This is a genomic window from Neotamlana nanhaiensis, from assembly GCF_000943555.1.
GTDB lineage: Bacteria > Bacteroidota > Bacteroidia > Flavobacteriales > Flavobacteriaceae > Neotamlana > Neotamlana nanhaiensis.
Genome location: NZ_JTDV01000010.1, coordinates 165,131 through 185,501, shown reverse-complemented (window position 1 = coordinate 185,501; position 20,371 = coordinate 165,131). Strand labels below are relative to the sequence as shown.

General features: G+C 34.6%; 18 protein-coding genes. 11 read left to right on the top strand and 7 right to left on the bottom strand.

Annotation, left to right across the window (positions count from 1 at the left end; genetic code table 11):
- Positions 1-32: 32 nt before the first annotated feature.
- The 6 genes from PK35_RS11385 to miaB form a co-directional block, all read right to left on the bottom strand.
- A complete protein-coding gene (locus PK35_RS11385) occupies positions 33-308 on the bottom strand; it encodes a co-chaperone GroES (RefSeq protein ID WP_044626847.1) in 276 nt (91 codons plus the stop codon).
- Positions 309-473: 165 nt separating this feature from the next.
- Positions 474-824, bottom strand: a complete 351-nt coding sequence (gene secG, locus PK35_RS11380; protein WP_044626846.1) for a preprotein translocase subunit SecG — start codon at positions 822-824, stop codon at positions 474-476.
- Between the two features lie 6 nt (positions 825-830).
- Positions 831-1,796: a hypothetical protein gene (locus PK35_RS11375; protein WP_044626845.1), complete on the bottom strand. Its 966-nt coding sequence runs from the start codon at positions 1,794-1,796 to the stop codon at positions 831-833.
- Positions 1,797-1,842: 46 nt separating this feature from the next.
- Positions 1,843-2,352 (bottom strand): LPS assembly lipoprotein LptE, encoded by a 510-nt coding sequence (gene lptE / locus PK35_RS11370; protein ID WP_044626844.1) that lies wholly within the window; start codon positions 2,350-2,352, stop codon positions 1,843-1,845.
- 17 nt (positions 2,353-2,369) lie between these two features.
- Positions 2,370-3,638: a sigma-54 interaction domain-containing protein gene (locus PK35_RS11365; RefSeq protein ID WP_044626843.1), complete on the bottom strand. Its 1,269-nt coding sequence runs from the start codon at positions 3,636-3,638 to the stop codon at positions 2,370-2,372.
- Positions 3,639-3,646: 8 nt separating this feature from the next.
- Positions 3,647-5,095: a tRNA (N6-isopentenyl adenosine(37)-C2)-methylthiotransferase MiaB gene (gene miaB / locus PK35_RS11360; RefSeq protein WP_044626842.1), complete on the bottom strand. Its 1,449-nt coding sequence runs from the start codon at positions 5,093-5,095 to the stop codon at positions 3,647-3,649.
- Between the two features lie 211 nt (positions 5,096-5,306).
- Between miaB and PK35_RS11355 the strand changes: the two genes are divergently transcribed.
- The 10 genes from PK35_RS11355 to PK35_RS11310 all read left to right on the top strand — a co-directional run bounded on the left by PK35_RS11355 (position 5,307) and on the right by PK35_RS11310 (position 17,890).
- A complete protein-coding gene (locus PK35_RS11355; RefSeq protein WP_044626841.1) occupies positions 5,307-5,759 on the top strand; it encodes a hypothetical protein in 453 nt (150 codons plus the stop codon).
- Between the two features lie 75 nt (positions 5,760-5,834).
- A complete protein-coding gene (locus tag PK35_RS11350; RefSeq protein ID WP_044626840.1) occupies positions 5,835-7,058 on the top strand; it encodes an LVIVD repeat-containing protein in 1,224 nt (407 codons plus the stop codon).
- 110 nt (positions 7,059-7,168) lie between these two features.
- Entirely contained in the window at positions 7,169-7,951 is a 783-nt protein-coding gene (locus PK35_RS11345; protein WP_044626839.1) for a hypothetical protein, read from the top strand.
- A 138-nt stretch (positions 7,952-8,089) separates the two neighbouring features.
- The gene (topA, locus tag PK35_RS11340; protein WP_044626838.1) at positions 8,090-10,573 is read left to right on the top strand and encodes a type I DNA topoisomerase; all 2,484 of its coding nucleotides are present in this window, start codon (positions 8,090-8,092) and stop codon (positions 10,571-10,573) included.
- 134 nt (positions 10,574-10,707) lie between these two features.
- Positions 10,708-11,874, top strand: coding sequence for a formimidoylglutamase (locus PK35_RS11335; RefSeq protein WP_044626837.1), 1,167 nt, complete (start codon positions 10,708-10,710; stop codon positions 11,872-11,874).
- 161 nt (positions 11,875-12,035) lie between these two features.
- On the top strand, positions 12,036-13,388 hold the full coding sequence (gene porK, locus PK35_RS11330) for a T9SS ring complex lipoprotein PorK/GldK (RefSeq protein ID WP_044626836.1): 1,353 nt from the start codon (positions 12,036-12,038) through the stop codon (positions 13,386-13,388).
- A 94-nt stretch (positions 13,389-13,482) separates the two neighbouring features.
- Positions 13,483-14,118 carry a type IX secretion system motor protein PorL/GldL gene (porL, locus tag PK35_RS11325; RefSeq protein WP_044626835.1) on the top strand — a complete coding sequence of 212 codons (636 nt, stop codon included), beginning with the start codon at positions 13,483-13,485 and terminating at the stop codon, positions 14,116-14,118.
- 62 nt (positions 14,119-14,180) lie between these two features.
- Entirely contained in the window at positions 14,181-15,755 is a 1,575-nt protein-coding gene (gene porM / locus PK35_RS11320) for a type IX secretion system motor protein PorM/GldM (protein ID WP_044626834.1), read from the top strand.
- 45 nt (positions 15,756-15,800) lie between these two features.
- Positions 15,801-16,736 (top strand): type IX secretion system ring subunit PorN/GldN, encoded by a 936-nt coding sequence (gene porN / locus PK35_RS11315; protein ID WP_044626833.1) that lies wholly within the window; start codon positions 15,801-15,803, stop codon positions 16,734-16,736.
- A 101-nt stretch (positions 16,737-16,837) separates the two neighbouring features.
- Positions 16,838-17,890 carry an NAD(P)/FAD-dependent oxidoreductase gene (locus PK35_RS11310; protein WP_044626832.1) on the top strand — a complete coding sequence of 351 codons (1,053 nt, stop codon included), beginning with the start codon at positions 16,838-16,840 and terminating at the stop codon, positions 17,888-17,890.
- Between the two features lie 84 nt (positions 17,891-17,974).
- Here PK35_RS11310 and PK35_RS11305 read toward each other — a convergent pair whose 3' ends face one another.
- Complete coding sequence (locus PK35_RS11305; RefSeq protein WP_044626831.1) at positions 17,975-18,358, bottom strand: DUF983 domain-containing protein; 384 nt, start codon at positions 18,356-18,358, stop codon at positions 17,975-17,977.
- Positions 18,359-18,445: 87 nt separating this feature from the next.
- On the opposite strand from PK35_RS11305, the gene PK35_RS11300 reads away from it, so the two are divergent.
- Positions 18,446-20,356, top strand: a complete 1,911-nt coding sequence (locus PK35_RS11300; protein ID WP_044626830.1) for an ABC-F family ATP-binding cassette domain-containing protein — start codon at positions 18,446-18,448, stop codon at positions 20,354-20,356.
- Positions 20,357-20,371: the final 15 nt, after the last annotated feature.

The following is a 20,371-nucleotide window of genomic DNA, read 5'->3' as shown; positions in this document are numbered from 1 at the left end:
GAATTTAGTTTTTGATTTTTTGGAATTTGCAATTAAACAATTGCAAGTATATCGCTCTCGCGCATTATTAAGTAGTCGGTACCTTCAAGTTTTAACTCTGTTCCAGCATATTTGCCATATAAAACAGTGTCGCCAACTTTTACGGTAATAGGCTCGTCTTTTGTGCCAGGTCCAGCAGCAACAACAGTACCTTTTTGTGGTTTTTCTTTAGCGTTATCTGGAATAATAATTCCTGAAGCTGTTTTAGTTTCAGCAGCAGCTGGTTCAATAAGAACACGGTCTGCTAATGGTTTAATGTTTAATGCCATTGTGATATATTTTTAATTTTAAAATTAATGTTTACGGTATAGGGTTAAGCTAAAAATGTGCCATTGCGGGGTAACTGACAAACTTTCAGAAAGCCTGTCGTAACTGGTAGAAACAAAAAATGCCAACTGGAAAAGTTGGCATTTTTAAGTGTGAGTTTTTAAATTTTATTCTTCAGAACCTGTTGTTGTGTCGTTGGTTGCTGCTGGTGCTGCAGGAGTAGGAAGTGGTTGCTCGATAGTTTCGTCGGCTTCTAAAGCTTTCGATTCTAAACTGCCAGAACTTCTGTTTACTGCAACATTCGATAATAAAATTAATGCTAAAAGTATGGTTGCTAATGTCCAAGTACTTTTGTCTAAAAAGTCGGTTGTTTTTTTAACGCCTCCTAATTGCTGTGTGCCACCGCCACCAAACGACGATGATAAGCCACCACCTTTAGGGTTTTGTACCATAATTACAACTATAAGTAAAAATGCTACTACTATTATTAAGGCTAAAAATATTGTAAACGTACTCATTATGTTTTATTTATTTTGATCTCTTAATTGTTCTACTGCTTTAATTTGGTCTGCAAAGAAACCACTTTTTTCTGGATATTTCAAACTTAAAATTTTATAAGATTGAATGGCCTTTTTATAATTTTTTTGTTCCACATAAATTCGCGCTAAAGTCTCGGTCATTAATGCTTCGGGTTGAATCATTTGCTCGTTGGCTAAATTGCCTTTTGGAGCAGCATCTTTTACAGGGCTTATTCTTGGATTTTGTTGAATGAATTTATCTATTAAGTCGAACTTTTTTTGTTTTTCTAGGCTGTCTTCTGGGGTGTTTGTGGTGATTTCATCAGGTTCAGAGCTTTCAACAGGAATCGGTTGCTCTGATACTTCTTCGCGTTCAATAGGCTTAAAATGTGATATTTTTAACCACTCGTTAAACGAATGTTTTTCAGTTTTATTAAATTGAAATGGTTTCCCTAAATTTAAAACAGCTTCAGGCGATTTTTTTACATTAGAATCATCAATTAATATAGTTGATTCAATCGCTTTTTTTTTATCAGAAGGTGTTTCTGAAGCTTTTTTGATTTCTTTTGGTTGAAACAAATTAGGGTCTAAAGCGCCATCGGTTTCTTCTATTTGTTTATGTAAGTTATCATCAACTAACGTGCTTCGGTTTACCGAAATATCTTCAGCTTCAACATCAATATCATTTAAATGCGTGGTGTTTTGTTTGATGAATTCTGAAATTTCATTTTGAATAAATTCTTCCGAAGTTATATAATCAAACAGAATACTTCTGTCGGTGGTATAAGCCGCCGTAGTTTTTAGTTCTTGATTGTATTTAAAGCTGTTTTGATCTTTTAAGGCTTTTAAATAAACGGCCCGCGCAGGTTGAAAATAAGGAAACTCCGAAATAATTGACTTTACGGCATCAGATTGTTCGGAAGTTAAAGTTTCCGGATTTTGAAGCATGGATGTAAAATCGGTTTTATTCATTAGATATTCCAAATTTATTTAAAAATTTTAAAATTGTAATAAAAGTTTACCATTTAGCCAGGGTAGCATTAATGATATCTTGTGTTAAACGATCTAAAATTTCTTCGTGAGCTGTCGATTTTTGAGAACCAACTAGTTGTGCACTTCCAGCATAATCGTAGAAAAACGAAAAGGTTTGCTCAACATCGTCTTCTTCGTTATTGGTATTAAAAAAACGAACTCTAACGCTTATGGTTAGTCGGTTTTGTGCTGCGGTATTCGATGAGGTTGAGGTTGTTGGTGAGATACGATAATCGGTAATTTCACCTTCAAAAATTAAATCGGCGTTATTGTTTACTAAGGTATAGTTGGTTTGGTCTTGAATTAAATTTTCGAGCGCTAATTTAAAATCACGGTCAAGACCTGGTTCTATAAGTAAAGCGGTATTTTCAAATCGGTTTACTTGAAAGGTGTCGGCTTCAATAGAGCTTGGTTGTGTAAATCCGTATTGTATTTTGCAGCTATTTAATGTTGTCATTAAAAGGCTGAATAAAATGATATGTTTAATGCGTGTCATGTAAATTAAACTCAAAATTATAAATCGTATTGTTTAATCTTTCTGTATAATGTGCGTTCGCTAATGCCAAGTTCGGCTGCTGCCAATTTACGTTTCCCGTTGTGACGTTCTAGCGATTTTTTTATTAATTCCAGTTCTTTGTCTTGTAACGATAAGGTTTCTTCCTCTTCAATTTCTTCAGCAAAATGATATTTATCGTTAATAGATTCTTCTACAATAGGCGTTGCGGTAGTTTCTGGAATACTTAAAAATGCATCGGTGTCGTTGTGCTCTTCAAAATCGATATCATCATTGGTATCGTTACCGTATATTTTTTGAATTAAGCTTTCATTGTTTTTCTCAACATCTTTAGTGTTACCATTTTTCATAAGTTCCATGGTAAGTTTTTTAAGGTCGTTGAGGTCGCTTTTCATATCGAAAAGCACTTTGTAAAGTATTTCTCGTTCGCTACTAAAATCGCTTTCCGATTTTGTGGTTTTTATTACCGCTGGTAAATTACTTCCTGTAGTTGGTAAATAATTTCGTAAAGTTTCAGCTTGTACGGTACGATTTTGTTCTAAAACTGAAAGTTGTTCGGCAATGTTTCGTAACTGACGAATATTTCCGCTCCAGCGATATTTTAAAAGCATTTGTACTGCACCGTCGCTTAGTTTTACTGTTGGCATTTTGTATTTTAAAGCAAAATCGCTAGCAAATTTTCTAAACAATAAATGAATGTCTTCTTGACGCTCGCGTAAAGGCGGCAAATTAATGTCGACAGTACTTAAACGGTAAAATAAATCTTCACGAAATTTTTCTTTTTGTATCGCTTCAAACATATTTACGTTTGTAGCAGCTACAATGCGCACATTGGTTTTTTGTACTTTACTTGATCCTACTTTTAAAAATTCACCATTTTCTAAAACACGAAGTAAACGTACTTGTGTTGTTAACGGTAATTCGCCAACTTCATCTAAAAAAATTGTACCGCCATCGGCTTCTTCAAAATAACCACTACGCGTTTGTGTTGCGCCTGTAAAAGCACCTTTTTCGTGACCAAAAAGTTCACTATCTATGGTGCCTTCTGGAATCGCGCCACAGTTAACGGCAATATATTTGTTGTGTTTACGATGCGATAACTGATGTATTATTTTAGGAATACTTTCTTTACCAACACCACTTTCGCCCGTAACCAACACCGAAATATCGGTAGGGGCAACCTGTATGGCTTTTTCAATGGCACGATTTAGTGCAGGCGTATTGCCAATAATACCAAAACGTTGTTTTATTGCTTGAACAGATTCCATTTACCTAATTAATTATTTTCAGAATACCCAACCGCTTCGCCAATTAAAGTCGCACTGGTACAGCTGTTAATTTTTACGTTTACAAAATCACCTTCTTTATAGTTTTCTTTAGGGAAAACGGCAACTAAATTTTCTGAGGTTCGCCCAGACCATTCAGCATCCGATTTTTTAGATGATTTTTCAATTAATACTTCAACCACTTTGCCTACGTTGCTTTTCATTACTTCTTCACTTAAATCGCGTTGAAGCTGAACAATTTCTGCTAATCGGCGCTTTTTAATGGCTTCAGGAATATCGTCTTCTAATTTTCTTTCAGCTAAAGTTCCTGGACGTTCTGAGTACGCAAACATGTAGCCGTAGCTATATTTTACGTAGCGCATAAGCGATAAGGTATCTTGGTGATCTTCTTCGGTTTCGGTTGGGAAACCAGAAATCATATCTTGACTAATACCACAATCTGGAATTAAACGACGAATGTTATCAATAATTTCGAAATATTCTTCACGAGTATGTAAACGGTTCATGGCTTTTAAAATACGGTCGCTTCCACTTTGCACTGGTAGGTGAATGTAGTTGCATATATTTTTATGCTTCGCCATGGTTTCAATAACATCGATAGTAAAATCTTGCGGATTGGAGGTTGAAAAACGAAAACGCATTTTAGGTTGCGCCACCGCACACATGTCTAACAGTTTCGCAAAATCTACCGCAGTAGCTTTTTGTATGTCGCTGGCTTTATCGAAATCTTTTTTAAGTCCGCCGCCATACCATAAATAGCTATCTACATTTTGGCCAAGTAAAGTAACTTCTTTGTAGCCTTTGCTCCATAAATCGTTAACTTCTTCAATAATACTTTGCGGATCTCTGCTGCGTTCGCGCCCACGAGTAAATGGTACAACACAAAAGGTACACATGTTGTCGCAGCCACGAGTAATCGATACAAAAGCGGTTATACCATTACTATTTAAACGCACTGGCGAAATATCGCCATAAGTTTCTTCTTTTGATAAAATGACGTTGATAGCGTCTCTGCCTTCATCAACTTCGGCTAAAAGGTTTGGTAAATCTTTATAAGCATCGGGGCCAACAACTAAATCAACAATTTTTTCTTCTTCAAGAAATTTGCTTTTTAATCGTTCGGCCATACAACCTAAAACACCCACTTTCATTTTTGGGTTATGGTTGTTTTTTATCGTGTTATATTTTTCTAAACGTTTACGAACGGTTTGTTCGGCTTTATCACGAATAGAGCAGGTGTTTACTAAAACCAAATCGGCTTCCTCGATGGTTTGCGTGGTGTTAAAACCTTGCTCCGATAGAATTGAAGCCACAATCTCACTGTCGCTAAAATTCATGGCGCAACCGTAACTCTCTATAAAAAGCTTGCGTTTGTTGCCTTCTTTTTGTTCTAGAATTAGCGATTCGCCCTGTTTACTTTCGTCTATTGTCTTTTCCATAATTATTTGAAATATTTCATTTCAACAAGCATGCAAAGATATAATTTATTTATGGTTTGGTGACAAATTGGCAGTTTAAATTTGTTTTAAAGTTTTTTGGAAAATATTGTAAGCAAATGCGCAACCTTTTAGTGTTTCTTATATCTAATAAAAAGTAAAGGTCTTAATAGTTAATGTGTTAACTTTTGCTATTGCTAAAAGTGAAATGAAAATGAAAAATTTTATAAAAGTTGCTCTTTGGGTTGTTGTAATTTTAATGAGTTTAACCAATATGACTTGCGAAGAGAGCGTAGATACTGTTGAAGATTCTGATAATTGTGATAAAACAGTTGTAATTGATGCTAACAATTATAATAATTTACAAACCGACTATTTTACTGTGGTCAATGCTAAAATTATTGGAGATTGCCTTAGTATTAACTTTCAAGCTTCAGGTTGCAGCGGCGATACTTGGGTGTTTAATTTAATAGATTCTGGTGCCATAGCCGAATCGTATCCAGAACAACGCTATTTAAAAATCCAGTTTGTAAATAACGAAGCTTGTCTTGCGGTTTTTACAAAGCAAGTAAGTTTCAATTTAAAACCATTGCAAATAAGTGATAATGGCGGTGAAGTTATTTTGCATATTGATGGTTTAGATGATGCGTTATCGTATAAATACTAAATGTTTAAAAATAAGTAGTTTAAATACGCAACCTTTTTGCTTTTTCGTATCTTTAAAATAAAACCATCTATAACTATGAAAACAAAACTTCTTTGTTTATGTCTTGCTGTTTGTCTTGCATTTTCTTGCGATAATAACGACGATTACGAAATAATACAAGTAGCAACGCCGCTTTTAATGACCAAAGCCGATTTTAGAAATTCCGTTGAAATAGCGGCACCACAAACGATACAGGAAGTCGGTAAAATTTACGCCTATAAAGATTTAATTTTTATTGGAGATGTTGAAGGGATTCATGTTATCGATAATGCAAATCCAGAAACACCAGCAATTGTAAAGTTTATTAAAATTCCAGGAAATGAAGATATTTCGGTAAAAGATGATTTTTTATATGCCGATAGTGCAACCGATTTATTGATTTTCGATATTTCGGATATAAATACTGAAGTGAAGCTTGTTGAAAGATTGGAAGACGTGTTTAGCGTGTACGATTACCAAATGCCTATTGAAGCCGATGAAGCCGATTATAGTAAATTTAATTACGAAGACGATATTATTGTGGGGTGGACCGTTACTGCGGAACGAAGAAAAAAACGGGATGATATGATGGTTGATTTTGCTTTTGATGCGGCTGCAATTGAGTCTACAACAGGAACAGGTGGTTCGTTAGCGCGTTTTCAAATTAAAAACAACTATTTATATACCGTAGGTTCTTACGAAATGACGATTTTTAATATTTCTAATTTATCTAATCCTGTTTTAGAAAATACACATTATGCGGGCTGGAATATTGAAACCATGTTCGAGGCCGACGATTATTTGTATTTAGGAAGTACCAACGGTATGTTTATTTATAGTTTAAACAATCCAGCATCTCCAGAATATGTTTCAGAGTTTATTCATTGGGAAGGTTGCGACCCAGTGGTTGTCGATGGCGATTATGCTTATTTAACCTTGCGTGGCGGTAATTTCTGCGGACAATTAGAAAGTGTACTAGAAGTTATCGATGTAAGTGATAAAGCTAACCCAACCTTGGCGTTGCGCTACACTTTAGAGAATCCTTACGGTTTAGGAATTAAAGGGAATACCCTTTTTGTTTGCGATGGCACTGCGGGTTTAAAATTGTTTAATAAAGAAAATCCTTTGGATTTGAGCATGATAAAGGATTATGATGATATTCAATCTAAAGATGTTATTCCTCTACAAAATTCGTTATTAATGATTGGAGGAAACACTTTATATCAATACGAATACCTCGAAAACGATATAAAACCAATTAGTACTTATAAATTAAATTAAGATTTTAAAACCTTAAATATTAAAGCGCTGCCATATGGTAGTGCTTTTTGTTTGTAATAATTATAAAAAAACGACTACTTTTAGAGAAAATAAAACTATCAAATTAATTTATGAATACCGAAAATGATGTTGCAAAACGCATAGAACAAGCTAGAATGCTAGATTTTGGCGATATTTTTAATAAATCAATAGAGCTATTTAAAAAAACTTGGGTACAAGGGTTGTTGCTGCAGCTGTTTACATTGGTTGTAATGTTGCCTTTAATTCTTATTTTCTATATGCCTTTTATTAATATGATTATTGAACAGCAACGAAACGGTTATGCCGATCCAGAAGCGATGGATAATTTTTTTAATAGTATGTCGGTATTGTATATTGCTGTTGTTATTGTTGGAGTTGTTATTTTAGGAGTAGTTACTACGGCATTAAATGCTGCCTTTTATAGAATAATGAAAAAGATAGATTACAACGAATCGGTAGTAACTCAAGATTTTTTCTATTTCGTAAAAGGAAAGTATTTGGGTAAAATTTTTGTGTTAATGCTTATTGCTATACTTATTGCGATACCTTCGGCATTAATGTGTTATTTGCCGTTATTTTATTTTGCAGTGCCATTGGCCTTTATTTTTGCAATTTTTGCCTTTAACGAAGAGTTATCGGTTGGACAAATTTTGTCACTTTCATTTAAAATAGGAAACAAAAAATGGGGTATCACATTAGGTTTGCTTATTGTGACTTACATTGGTATTACCTTGGCTACTCTAGTAACCTGTGGTTTTGGAGGGATTTTTGTGCAATCTTTTTTGTTTCACCCCGTGTATTTAATTTATAAGGAAGTGGTTGGGTTTAATGAAAAAAGCGCTATTGATGAAATAGGAACAATTTCAGAATAAATAATTTATAAAAAAATTAACAGCCTGTGTTTAAGTTGTTAAATACAGGCTTTTTTAGTTTAAAATGGCTAATGAATGCTTATAAAATTAGGATGTTAAATTTTTTTTAGTATAAATTTGTACCATAAAACAGGAAGTATGGCGAAGAATTTAGTGATAGTTGAGTCACCAGCAAAAGCAAAAACCATTGAAAAATTCCTTGGTAAAGATTTTAAAGTAGAATCTAGTTTTGGGCACATTGCCGATTTACCAAGTAAAGAGTTAGGGGTAGATGTTGATGGTGATTTTAATCCCAAATACGAAGTATCAAAAGATAAAAAAGCGGTTGTTAAAAAACTTAAAGACCTTGCTAAAAAAGCCGAAATGGTTTGGTTAGCAAGTGATGAGGATCGCGAGGGAGAAGCTATTGCGTGGCATTTAGCCGAAACATTAAAGCTAGATAAGGAAAGAACCAAGCGCATTGTGTTTCATGAAATTACTAAATCTGCCATATTAAAAGCTATTGAAAACCCAAGAGGTATAGATTACGATTTGGTTGATGCGCAACAAGCGCGTCGTGTTTTAGATAGAATTGTGGGGTACGAGCTTTCTCCTGTACTCTGGCGTAAAGTAAAAGGTGGTTTATCTGCTGGTCGTGTACAGTCGGTTTCGGTACGTTTAATTGTTGAAAAAGAACGTGAAATTGCTGGTTTCGAGCCTGTAGCTTCTTATAGAATTGATGCCGAATTTTCAAATGAAGATGGGCAAACCTTTAAGGCAAAACTTCCTAAGAATTTTTCAACTAAAGCAGAAGCGCAAGCATTTCTTGAAAAAAATGCAACGGCCAACTTTAAAGTAGCCGATTTAACTAAAAAGCCTGCTAAAAAATCGCCAGCAGCTCCGTTTACAACATCAACTTTACAGCAGGAAGCGTCTCGTAAATTATATTTTTCGGTAAGTAAAACCATGACGATGGCACAACGCCTGTACGAAGCGGGATTAATTACTTACATGAGAACCGATAGTGTAAACCTGTCGGACGAAGCACGAAAAGGTGCCGAAGCCGAAATTAAAAAGGCTTATGGAGATGAATACAGCAACCCTAGAAACTATGTTGGTAAAGCCAAAGGCGCACAAGAAGCTCACGAAGCTATTCGTCCTACAAACTTTGCAACACATAGCGTAAATATAGATAGGGATCAGGCAAGATTATACGATTTAATATGGAAACGCGCCATTGCGTCGCAAATGAGCGAAGCTAATTTAGAGCGAACCAACGTTAAAATTGAAGCCAATACGCATAATGAAACCTTTACGGCAAACGGAGAGGTCATTACTTTTGATGGATTTTTAAAAGTATATTTAGAAGGTACCGATGATGAAGATGTAGAACAAGATGGCATGTTGCCAGCTATGAAGGTTAACGAAACCTTGTTAAATAGCTACATAACAGCAACCGAACGTTATACGCGTCCGCCAGCACGTTATACTGAAGCTTCTTTGGTTAAGAAGTTGGAAGAGTTAGGAATTGGACGTCCGTCTACCTACGCACCAACTATTTCTACCATTCAAAATAGAAATTATATTGAAAAAGGAACAGTTGATGGGGTAGAGCGTAACTATTCGCAATTAACGCTTCAAGAAGGTAAAATAAAAGATGTAACGCTTACAGAAAAAGTAGGGTCGGATAAAGGAAAATTAGTGCCTACTGATATTGGTATGATTGTAACCGATTTTCTTGTAAATCATTTCGATGCCATTCTCGATTATAACTTTACGGCAAAAGTAGAAGAAGATTTTGATGATATTGCTGAAGGTAAAGAAGATTGGCAAAAAATGATGAAAACCTTCTACAAGAATTTTCATCCAGTGGTTGAAGATGTTAAAGAAAATGCCGATAGAGAATCTGGAGAACGTATTTTAGGTACCGATCCTAAAACCGGAAAACAAGTAAGTGTGCGTTTAGGTAAGTTTGGGCCAATGGTTCAAATTGGAACAGTGGACGATGAAGAAAAGCCGCAATTCGCAAGTTTAAGTCCAGACCAACAGTTAAATACGATTACTTACGAAGAGGCTATGGATTTATTCCAGCTTCCAAAAACTTTAGGTGAATACGAAGGCGAAACGGTTGAGGTTAATAATGGGCGTTTTGGGCCATATGTTAAATTTGGAAAGGCCTACGTGTCGTTGCCAAAAGGAACCGATCCGTTAAGTGTGGAGCTCGATGATGCTATTGTTTTAATTAAAGAAAAACAAAAAGCAGATGCGCCAATTTACCATTATCAAGATTTGCCAGTACAAAAAGGTAAAGGACGTTTTGGACCATACATTAAATGGAACAATATGTTTATCAATGTAAATAAGAAATACGATTGGGATAACTTATCCGATGATGATATTGTTGCACTTATTGAAGATAAGATTCAAAAGGAAAAAGACAAACTTATTCATTCTTGGGAAGATGGTGCTATTCGAGTTGAAAAAGCGCGTTGGGGTAGGCATAATGTAATTCAAGGTAAAGTTAAGGTAGAATTAGCCAAAACAGTTGATGTTAGCGACATGACTTTAGAAGAAGCAAAAGCCCTTATAGAAGCCAATGCGCCAAAAAAGAAAACAAGAAAAAAAGCAACAAAAAAGAAGTAAATAAACTGTTTGCTAAGCTATTTGTGTTTTGTTGTGTAGTATTCTTGTGATTTTTTCAAAAAGCTATAAGAAAATCCATTTATTCTTTTAATATTTGTGTTAATCAATATGTAAAATAACCACTCTTATTTTTAATGGATTTTAGTTTTTTATCACCAGTGCCAGATACTGTGTTAGCTCATAACGAGTTACTTTCGCTGCAAGCTTTAGGCAAAAAAATAAAAATTCACTCCGAGCAAAATGGTATACCAGATTTACAAGGTGTAAAAATTGCCATAATAGGTGTTTTAGAAAATCGTAATGATGTTAACTATATTGGAGAAACTTTTCAGTTAAACGAAATTCGTAAAGCATTTTATGGCTTATTTCCTGGTGGTTGGCATGTTTCAATCGCCGATTTGGGAGATATTCACAAAGGAGAAACTGTAAACGATACTTACTTCGCTTTAAAAGAATCTATAATTAGCTTAATAAAAGCGGATATTATTCCTGTAATTTTAGGAGGTTCGCAAGATTTAACCTATGCCAACTATCGAGCTTACGATAATTTGGTGCCAATGGTTAATATTGTGAATGTAGATGGGAAGTTTAATTTAGGCGATTCCAGTAAACCCATAAAAAATAACAGTTTTGTTGGGAAAATAATTTTAGACAAACCTTATAATTTATTTAATTACGCCACAGTAGGCTACCAAACTTATTTTAATCCGCAGGAAGAAATAGATTTAATGGAGAGCTTGTATTTCGAATATTACCGCTTAGGTGAAATTTCAAATAATATAACACTAGCCGAACCAGTAATGCGCGATGCAAATATTGTTTCGGTCGATATGTCTTCTATTAAAAGTTCAGACGTCAGTTTAAAACAAAAATATTCACCAAACGGTTTCGATGGAAAAGAAATATGTGCCATAACGCGTTACGCAGGTATAAGTAATAAGGTAAGTTCTTTTGGTATTTACGAATATAAATCTTCAAAAAACGACGAAGTAACTGCAATGCTAATAGCACAAATGATTTGGTACTTTGTTGAAGGGGTAAATTATCGTGTAAACGACGATGATTTTTCAAATGAAAATAATTTTCAAAAATTTATAACTTTAACAGAATCAGAGGAGTTGGTGTTTTATAAGAGTAATAAAACAGGACGATGGTGGATTGAAATTCCTTTTTTGTCGAATGTTAATAATAAATTAAAAAGACACACGTTATTACCATGCATGCATCAAGATTACGTCGATGCCTGTAATAACAAAGTACCAGACCGTTGGTATAAGGCAATACAAAAGAATAGTGTGTAAGGTATAAATTAGCTCAAACGCTCTTTTCATCGGTAAAATGTAAATTTTATACGATGAAATGTAAATTTTTTAGATAAAAAGTTGTTTTTTAAAAAATATATAAATATGTTTACGCTCTCAAATAAGAAGCTAAAATAATTAACCTCGAGTTTTCTATGGATATGAAGAAGTTTATTTTATTAACTGCAGTAATAGCAATGCTAGCAAGTTGTGGCTCTAACGATAGAGGCGAGCTAGTAGGTGTTAAAGGAAAAAAATGGCATCCAGAAAAGCCATATGGCATGGAACTTATTCCTGGAGGCGCATTTATTATGGGTAAAGCAGACGACGATCTTGCTGGTGTTCATGATGCCCCTTCAAAAACAGTAACTGTTAGAGCCTTTTATATGGACGCAACAGAAATAACAAATAGCGAATACCGCCAATTTGTTAACTGGGTAAGAGATTCAATTCTTAGATATAAACTAGCTGTACTTGCCGACGAGGTTGGTAAATTGCCAGAAGATGGTGGTATTGGTGAGTTTGCATTTAAAGATGCAGATACCGCAAACATGTCGGTTTACGAAAAATATATGTTCGAAAACTATACCGGTTTAGGGCCAACTGGTTTTGAAGGTAGAAAAATAAACCGTGATGTCGATTTAATTTTCGATACTTCAGACTATCCAGACGAATATTATGCAGAGATCATGGATACGATGTATTTGCCTTTAGAAGAATCATACAACGGGCAACGTACTTGGGATGTTAAAAAGTTTAAGTTTCAATACAGTTATATGGATATTCAAGAAGCTGCTAGAAAACGTGGCATTAAGCGTAAAGAAGCCATTAAAAAAGAAGAAATTGAAATTTATCCAGATACTACAGTTTGGATTAGAGATTTTGCATACTCGTATAACGAACCAATGCACAACGATTATTTCTGGCACGATGCCTATGGTGAATATCCAGTAGTTGGTGTAACTTGGATGCAAGCAAAAGCCTTTTGTGAGTGGCGTACTATTAACAAGAACGCATACCAAAAATCAAGAAAAGGAGCTGCTTTTGTAAATTCATTTAGATTACCATCGGAAGCAGAGTGGGAATATGCTGCACGTGGTGGACTGCAAGCTGCAACCTACCCTTGGGGTGGTCCTTATACAAAAAGCGATAGAGGTTGTTTTATGGCAAACTTCAAACCTGTAAGAGGAGATTATGCCGCAGATCAAGCATTATATACAGTCGAAGCAAAATCTTACGAGCCTAACGATTATAATTTATATAATATGGCAGGTAATGTATCAGAATGGATAAACGCATCCTACGATGCCTCAGCATACCAATACACGTCTACAATTAACCCAAGTGTTAACGATAAAAATAACAGACGTAAAATTGTTAGAGGTGGTTCGTGGAAAGATGTAGCGTACTTTTTACAAGTTAGCTCACGCGACTACGAATATCAAGACTCAGCAAGAAGCTACATTGGCTTTAGAACCGTTCAAGATTATATGGGGACAAACGTAACACAGTAACGGTTTAACAATCAAAAATTTTTTAATCAATACTATTTTATAATAACTATTAACCTACTAAGTATTAACCTACTTACATTAAAAATCGAAAATTATGGCAAAGTCAAAAGCAAGCAAAAAGTTCATGAATATGGCTTACGGATTAGGAGCAGCAGTTGTAATCCTAGGAGCATTATTCAAAATTACTCACATTGAGTTTGGTCCTTTAACAGGTAACGTACTGTTAACAATTGGTCTGGTATCGGAGGCAATTATTTTCGCCCTATCGGCATTCGAACCTGTAGATGATGAGTTAGATTGGTCTTTAGTTTACCCAGAATTAGCTGGTGGCGAAAAAACTGAAAGAGAAAGCGCTGATGCTGAAGGTGTTTTATCTAAAAAACTTGACGATTTATTAAAAGAGGCTAAAATTGATGGTGAATTAATCGCTAGCCTTGGAGACAGTATTAAAAACTTTGAAGGAGCAGCTAGAAACATGGGATCTACTGTTGATTCTGTTGCAGCTACTAAAAAATATGGTGAAGAATTATCGTTAGCCGCTGCGCAAATGGAATCTTTAAATAGCCTTTACAAAGTACAATTAGAAAGCATTAACAAACAAGCTGCTATTAACGAGGAGTCTGTTGAAAACGCTGCTAAAGTAAAAGAGCAAATGCAATCTTTAGCATCAAACTTATCATCATTAAATGGTGTATATGGTGGTATGCTTTCTGCTATGAACAAAAGTTAATTAGGAACGTTAATTTTTAATCCCAAATCACTCAATTAATTAACCAAAAAACCTAATTTAAAATGGCAGGAGGAAATTTAACCCCAAGACAGAAAATGATTAACTTGATGTATTTAATCTTCATTGCAATGTTAGCATTAAATATGTCAAAAGAAGTACTTTCAGCTTTCGGATTAATGAACGAAAAGCTAGTAGAGTCTAACGAAGCAACCGAAGCCAGAAATGCAAACTTTGTTGCTAGTTTAGAGCAAAAGGCTTCAGAACAACCAGATAAATATTTACCTTTAAAGGCTAAAGCAGATCAAATTGATAAGCTTGCACACGAATTTGATGGTTTTCTTGCAGATTTAAAAAGCAAGATGGTAGCTACTGTTGATAATCCAACCGATTACGAAGTAATGGATAAAGGTGATTATTTAGATCAACATTTATTTAAAGGCGATAAACTTACCGAAGAAGGTACAGCATTTTTAAATCACATTAATGGCTTTAGAGAAGGAGTTGTTGAGGTTTTAAAAACCCAACCAGGTATGGAATCTGTTATTAAAGATGTGGAAAAGAAATTTAACACAGATCAAGTTACTAACAGAGATAATATTAAAATCGATTGGTTAGACTATCACTATAAAGGTTTTCCACTTGTAGCATCATTAACTAAAATGACGCAGTTACAGGCCGATATTAAAACTACAGAAAGCGAAGTGTTATCTGGTATGTTACAAGGTACATTAGCAAGTGAGGTGTCTATGACAAACTATACTACTTTAATGGAAACGTCTAAATCAGCTTACTTTAACGGTGAGCAGTTCGACGGGCAAATTGTATTAGGTCGTAAAGATGCATCTACAAAACCAAACAGAGTTGAATTAACTTTAGACGGCAGAGCATTAAGCAAAAATCAATATGATATAGAAGATGGTAAAGTAAAATTAAAAATAGGTACAGGTAGTGTTGGAGAACACAAAATTGAAGGGAAACTTATTTTTGGCGAAGGTGGAGAGGAAATTGAAGTTCCTGTCAATTCATCATTCGCTACTGTAGCTAAGCCAAACGCAGCAACTATTTCTGCAGATAAAATGAATGTAGTTTACCGTGGTGTTAAAAACCCAATGACTATATCTTTTGCTGGAGTACCGTCAAATAAAGTATCTGTGAATGCACCAGGTTTATCATCAGCAGGAAATGGTAAATACATAATGGATGTTACCAAAGTAAAAGGTCGTGAAGTAACTATAAACGTAAGCGGTGTTTTACCTGATGGCTCTAAAGTAAGTGATAATGCTACGTTTAGAATTAAAAACATTCCTAAGCCAACAGGAACTTTAATTGGTAAGCCAGGTAATACAGGTAGTTTAAAATTACCAAGACGTAACGTGGAAATAGGAGTTGTTGGTGCTTTATTAGAAGATTTCGATTTCGATTTGCCAATAGAAGTAAAGTCTTTTAGTGTAAAAGTACCAGGACAGCCAACGGTTACTGTAACAGGTCAAAAATTTAATGATGCTGCAAAATCTGCTCTTAAAAAGGCAAAGCGTGGTGATGTAGTTCAAATCCTTGATATTAAAGCAAGAATTAAAGGTAACTCAACTTATATTTTACCTCCGGTATCATCAGTTGCAGTTGAATTAACCAATTAATTTATATTTAATACCATTTTTTCAGTAATAAAATTTAAAAATAATATGAATTTAAAGAAGATAAATTTTAGCATACTAATAACAGTAATAACTGTGTCTTCTACTTTTGCACAGTTTAACTTACTTAATGCTAAATCGCCAGACGAAATTGGTCTTAAAACAGAAGAACAAATTTCTTTAGATAACGACAAGCCTTTAGAATATGGTTATGTTGGAGATCGTGACATATTATTTGGAAAAATGGTATGGGAAAGAGTCGATTTAAATCAAAGAGCAAATTTTCCGCTGTTATATCCTATTGATGAGAATAATATGACCGCCGATAGAAAGTCTTTATTTACAGTATTAATTGAGGCGATACAAAACGGTGACATAGCTACTGTTTATGCTGATTCTTACTTTAAAGAAGAGCGTTCTATGAGTCAGATTGATGATGTTTTAAACTTCTCATCGGTTACTGAAGAAGGTACCAATTATTTAAATGATATGGGATATTCAATGGAGGATTACGAACAAGATCCTTCTATTTTACCTGAGATGTATAAAATAGTTGAAACTATTACAGCTGCCGATATTCAGGAGTATATGATTAAAGGATTCTGGTATTTCGATAAGCGTCAAGCAGAAATGAAATACAGAATATTAGCTATCGCACCTGCGGCACCAGAAGCTCGATTTAAAAACTCGGATGATGAAATAAACAAAAAGCCAATTCCTTTGTTTTGGGTATTTTATCCTTCGGCTAGAGATGTATTACACAGAGCTAAAGCATTTAATAACGAAAATAGTTCGATGCCATTTTCTTTCGATCATATTTTAAATGCAAGACGTTTCCACGGATATATTTATAGAGAACAAAATGTCCAAGGAGATCGTGCAATTAACGAGTATGTTGCAGAAGATGCTTTAATGCAATTGCTAGAGTCTGAAAGAATTAAAGATAAAATAAGAGATTTTGAATTAGATATGTGGACATACTAATTTTAAATTAGCTTTATAAAACAAACGCCCGCTTTTTAGTGGGCGTTTTTATTTTAAATAGTCACATAAAATAAGAAACATTTTCTGCATATATTCGCAAGGTGAAACAGGTAGATTATATAATTGTCGGGTCAGGCATTGCAGGTGTTAGTTTTTGCGAACAACTTAAAGCCAATAATAAAACTTTTGTTGTTTTTGATGATGCTTCGCAAAAATCGTCGGTGGTGGCTGGCGGATTGTATAATCCCGTAGTATTACGACGGTTTACCTCGGTTTGGAAAAGCAAGGAACAACTGGATTTAGCATTGCCAATGTACGCCAAAATTGAAAAGCGATTACAAATAAAGTTAGATTACAAATTGCCTGTTTATCGCAAATTTGCATCAACCGAAGAGCAAAACGATTGGTTTACAGCTTCCGACAAGCCTTTGCTAGCTCCGTTTTTATCAACTAAATTGGTAAAAAATACAAATGAAACCATAAAAGCGCCTTTTGGCTTTGGCGAAGTGTTGCATTCGGGAAAAGTAGATGTTAAAACCTTGATTGATGCTTATAAAGAAGATTTGTTTAAAGAAGATTTGTTTTTTGAAGAAGCATTTAATTATGAAGCTATTCAATTTATAGACAGCAAAATTAATTATAAGCAAATTACTGCAAATCATATTGTGTTTGCAGAAGGGTATGGCTTAAAAAGCAATCCGTTTTTTAATTATTTACCACTAGTTGGTACAAAAGGCGAACTAGTTACCATTTATGCTCCTAAAATTAATATCGATTTTGTATTAAAATCTGGCGTGTTTTTAATTCCGTTAGGAGATCATTTGTATACGGTTGGCGCCACTTACGAGTGGAAAGATACCTCGTATAGCACCACAGAAAAAGCAAAGTTAGAATTAACCGAAAAGTTAAAGAAACTAATTAATTGCGAGTACAAAGTGGTTAATCAAGTAGCGGGAATGCGACCAACAGTTATCGATAGACGCCCGTTGGTTGGTACACACCATAAGCATAAAAACCTTCATGTTTTAAATGGTTTAGGTACACGTGGCGTTATGATTGGGCCTTATGCCGCTAAACAACTTTATAATTTTATTGAAAACCAAGAAGCTTTAAATACCGAAATAAATATTGCTAGGTTTACTGAAGCGGATTAGGGATAGTAACGGCATCCTTTTTTGAAGTATGAGAAAAAGATATAGTGGATAGCCCGACCCCAATTTGTTGGGGTAATCTCCAAATTATTTTTTAGCCAAATTTTTATCGTAATGCATAAAAATGTTTATCCAAATATTTCGCGAGAGCCTTAAAATAATAGGCATAAAAACAATTAAAGTTGCAACAATAGCAATAAAAACGCCCATTAAACTAGCTTTAAACACAAAAAAGGAAATAATAAAAGCTGCAACAGCAAAGGCAATACCAACCCCATAACTTACATACATCGAACCGTAAAAAAATGAGGGTTCAATTTTATATTTGGTTTTGCAATTCGAGCAATGGTCGTGCATCTGTAACGCTTCACCTAAATTATAAGGGTTCTTATTTTTATACATCGATTCGTGGTGGCATTTAGGACAACTTCCTGTAAAAATGCTATATAGTTTAGAGCCTTTGTTAAACATAATATTTATGTATTTTTGCTATCAAAAATTAGTAGCGCAAAGTTACTTTTTTAATAGTAAACCCACTGTAATAAAAGTTACATTTCTATGATGAACATTCATAATTTATCAATTTCTTTTCAAGGCGAATACCTTTTTGAAGACATAACATTTAAACTTGGAAATGGCGACCGCATTGGGCTTATTGGGAAGAATGGTGCAGGTAAATCTACCATGCTTAAAATTTTATCGAAAGAGTTAGAGCCCGATACTGGGCAAATTGCAGCCGATAAAGACCTTCAAATTGGGTTTTTAAAACAAGATATCGATTTTATTTTAGGCAGAACGGTGCTTGAGGAATCGTACGAAGCGTTTACCGAAATAAAAGACCTCGAAGCGAAAATGGATGAGGTTAACACGCAATTGGCCGAACGTACCGATTACGAAAGTGAGGGTTATAACCAGTTAATGATTGATATTAACGAATTACAACACCAATACGAAATTGCTGGAGGTTATAATTATCAAGGCGATACCGAAAAAATATTACAAGGGTTAGGGTTTCAGCGTGAAGATTTTAATAAACTTACCGATACTTTTTCCGGTGGATGGCGTATGCGCATTGAGTTGGCAAAATTACTACTACAAAACAACGATATTTTACTTCTCGATGAGCCTACAAACCACTTAGATATTGAATCGATTATTTGGTTAGAAGGATTTTTAAGAAATTATAGCGGTGCCGTAGTTATTGTATCGCACGATAAAATGTTTTTAGATAATGTAACTAACCGAAGCATCGAAATTTCGTTGGGTAAAATTTACGATTACCCAAAACCGTATTCGCAATATTTGGTGCTGCGTAAAGAGCTTCGCGAGCAGCAGTTGGCATCGCAAAAAAATCAGCAAAAGCAAATTGAGCAAACCGAAAAATTAATCGAGAAGTTCCGTGCAAAAGCATCAAAAGCAACCATGGCGCAATCGTTAATAAAAAAGCTCGATAAAATTGAACGTATTGAGGTTGATGAAGACGACAACAGCGTAATGACGCTCAACTTTCCAGTTTCAATAACACCTGGAAAAGTGGTTGTAGAAGCCGAAGCAGTTTCGAAAAACTATGGTGATAAAAAGGTTTTAAGCGAAGTTGATTTGTTAATAGAACGCGATAGTAAAACGGCTTTTGTTGGGCAAAACGGGCAAGGAAAATCAACTTTAGCAAAAATAATGGTTGGCGAGTTAAAGCATAACGGCCATTTAAAATTAGGTCATAATGTGCAAATTGGGTATTTCGCCCAAAACCAAGCCGAATATTTAGATGGTAATAAAACCGTTTTAGATATTATGATTGATGCCGCCAACGAAACTAATCGTAGTAAAGTACGCGATATTTTAGGTTCGTTTTTATTTAGAGGTGAAGAGGTTGAAAAATACGTGCGAGTACTATCTGGTGGCGAACGTAACCGTTTAGCATTAGCAAAATTAATGTTGCAACCTTTTAATGTGCTTATCATGGATGAGCCTACAAACCATCTCGATATAAAATCTAAAAACGTATTAAAAGAAGCTTTAAAACGTTTTGAAGGTACTTTAATTTTAGTATCGCACGACCGTGATTTTCTTCAAGGTTTAACCAATAAAGTTTATGAGTTTAAAGATCATAAACTAAAAGAATATTTAGGCGATATCGATTTTTATTTAGAACAGCGTAATGTTGAAAACTTACGAGAGGTTGAAAAGCGTACAGTTGTAAAAGATACACCTAAAGAAAAGAAAAGCCGAAGCTACGAAGAGCAGAAAAAGCTAAAATCGTTAAACAACAAATTAAGTAATGTTGAAGCAGAAATTAGCGATTTAGAACGTAAAATTAAGGCGATCGATTTAGAGCTTGAAATTAACTACGATGAAGTTACATCGAACCCTAATTTTTTTGACGACTACCAAAAATTAAAAACCAGTTTACAGTCTAATATGGAAAAATGGGAAGCTATTCAATTTGAGATAGAAGATTTAGAAAGCTAAGTTTTAAGTTTTTTT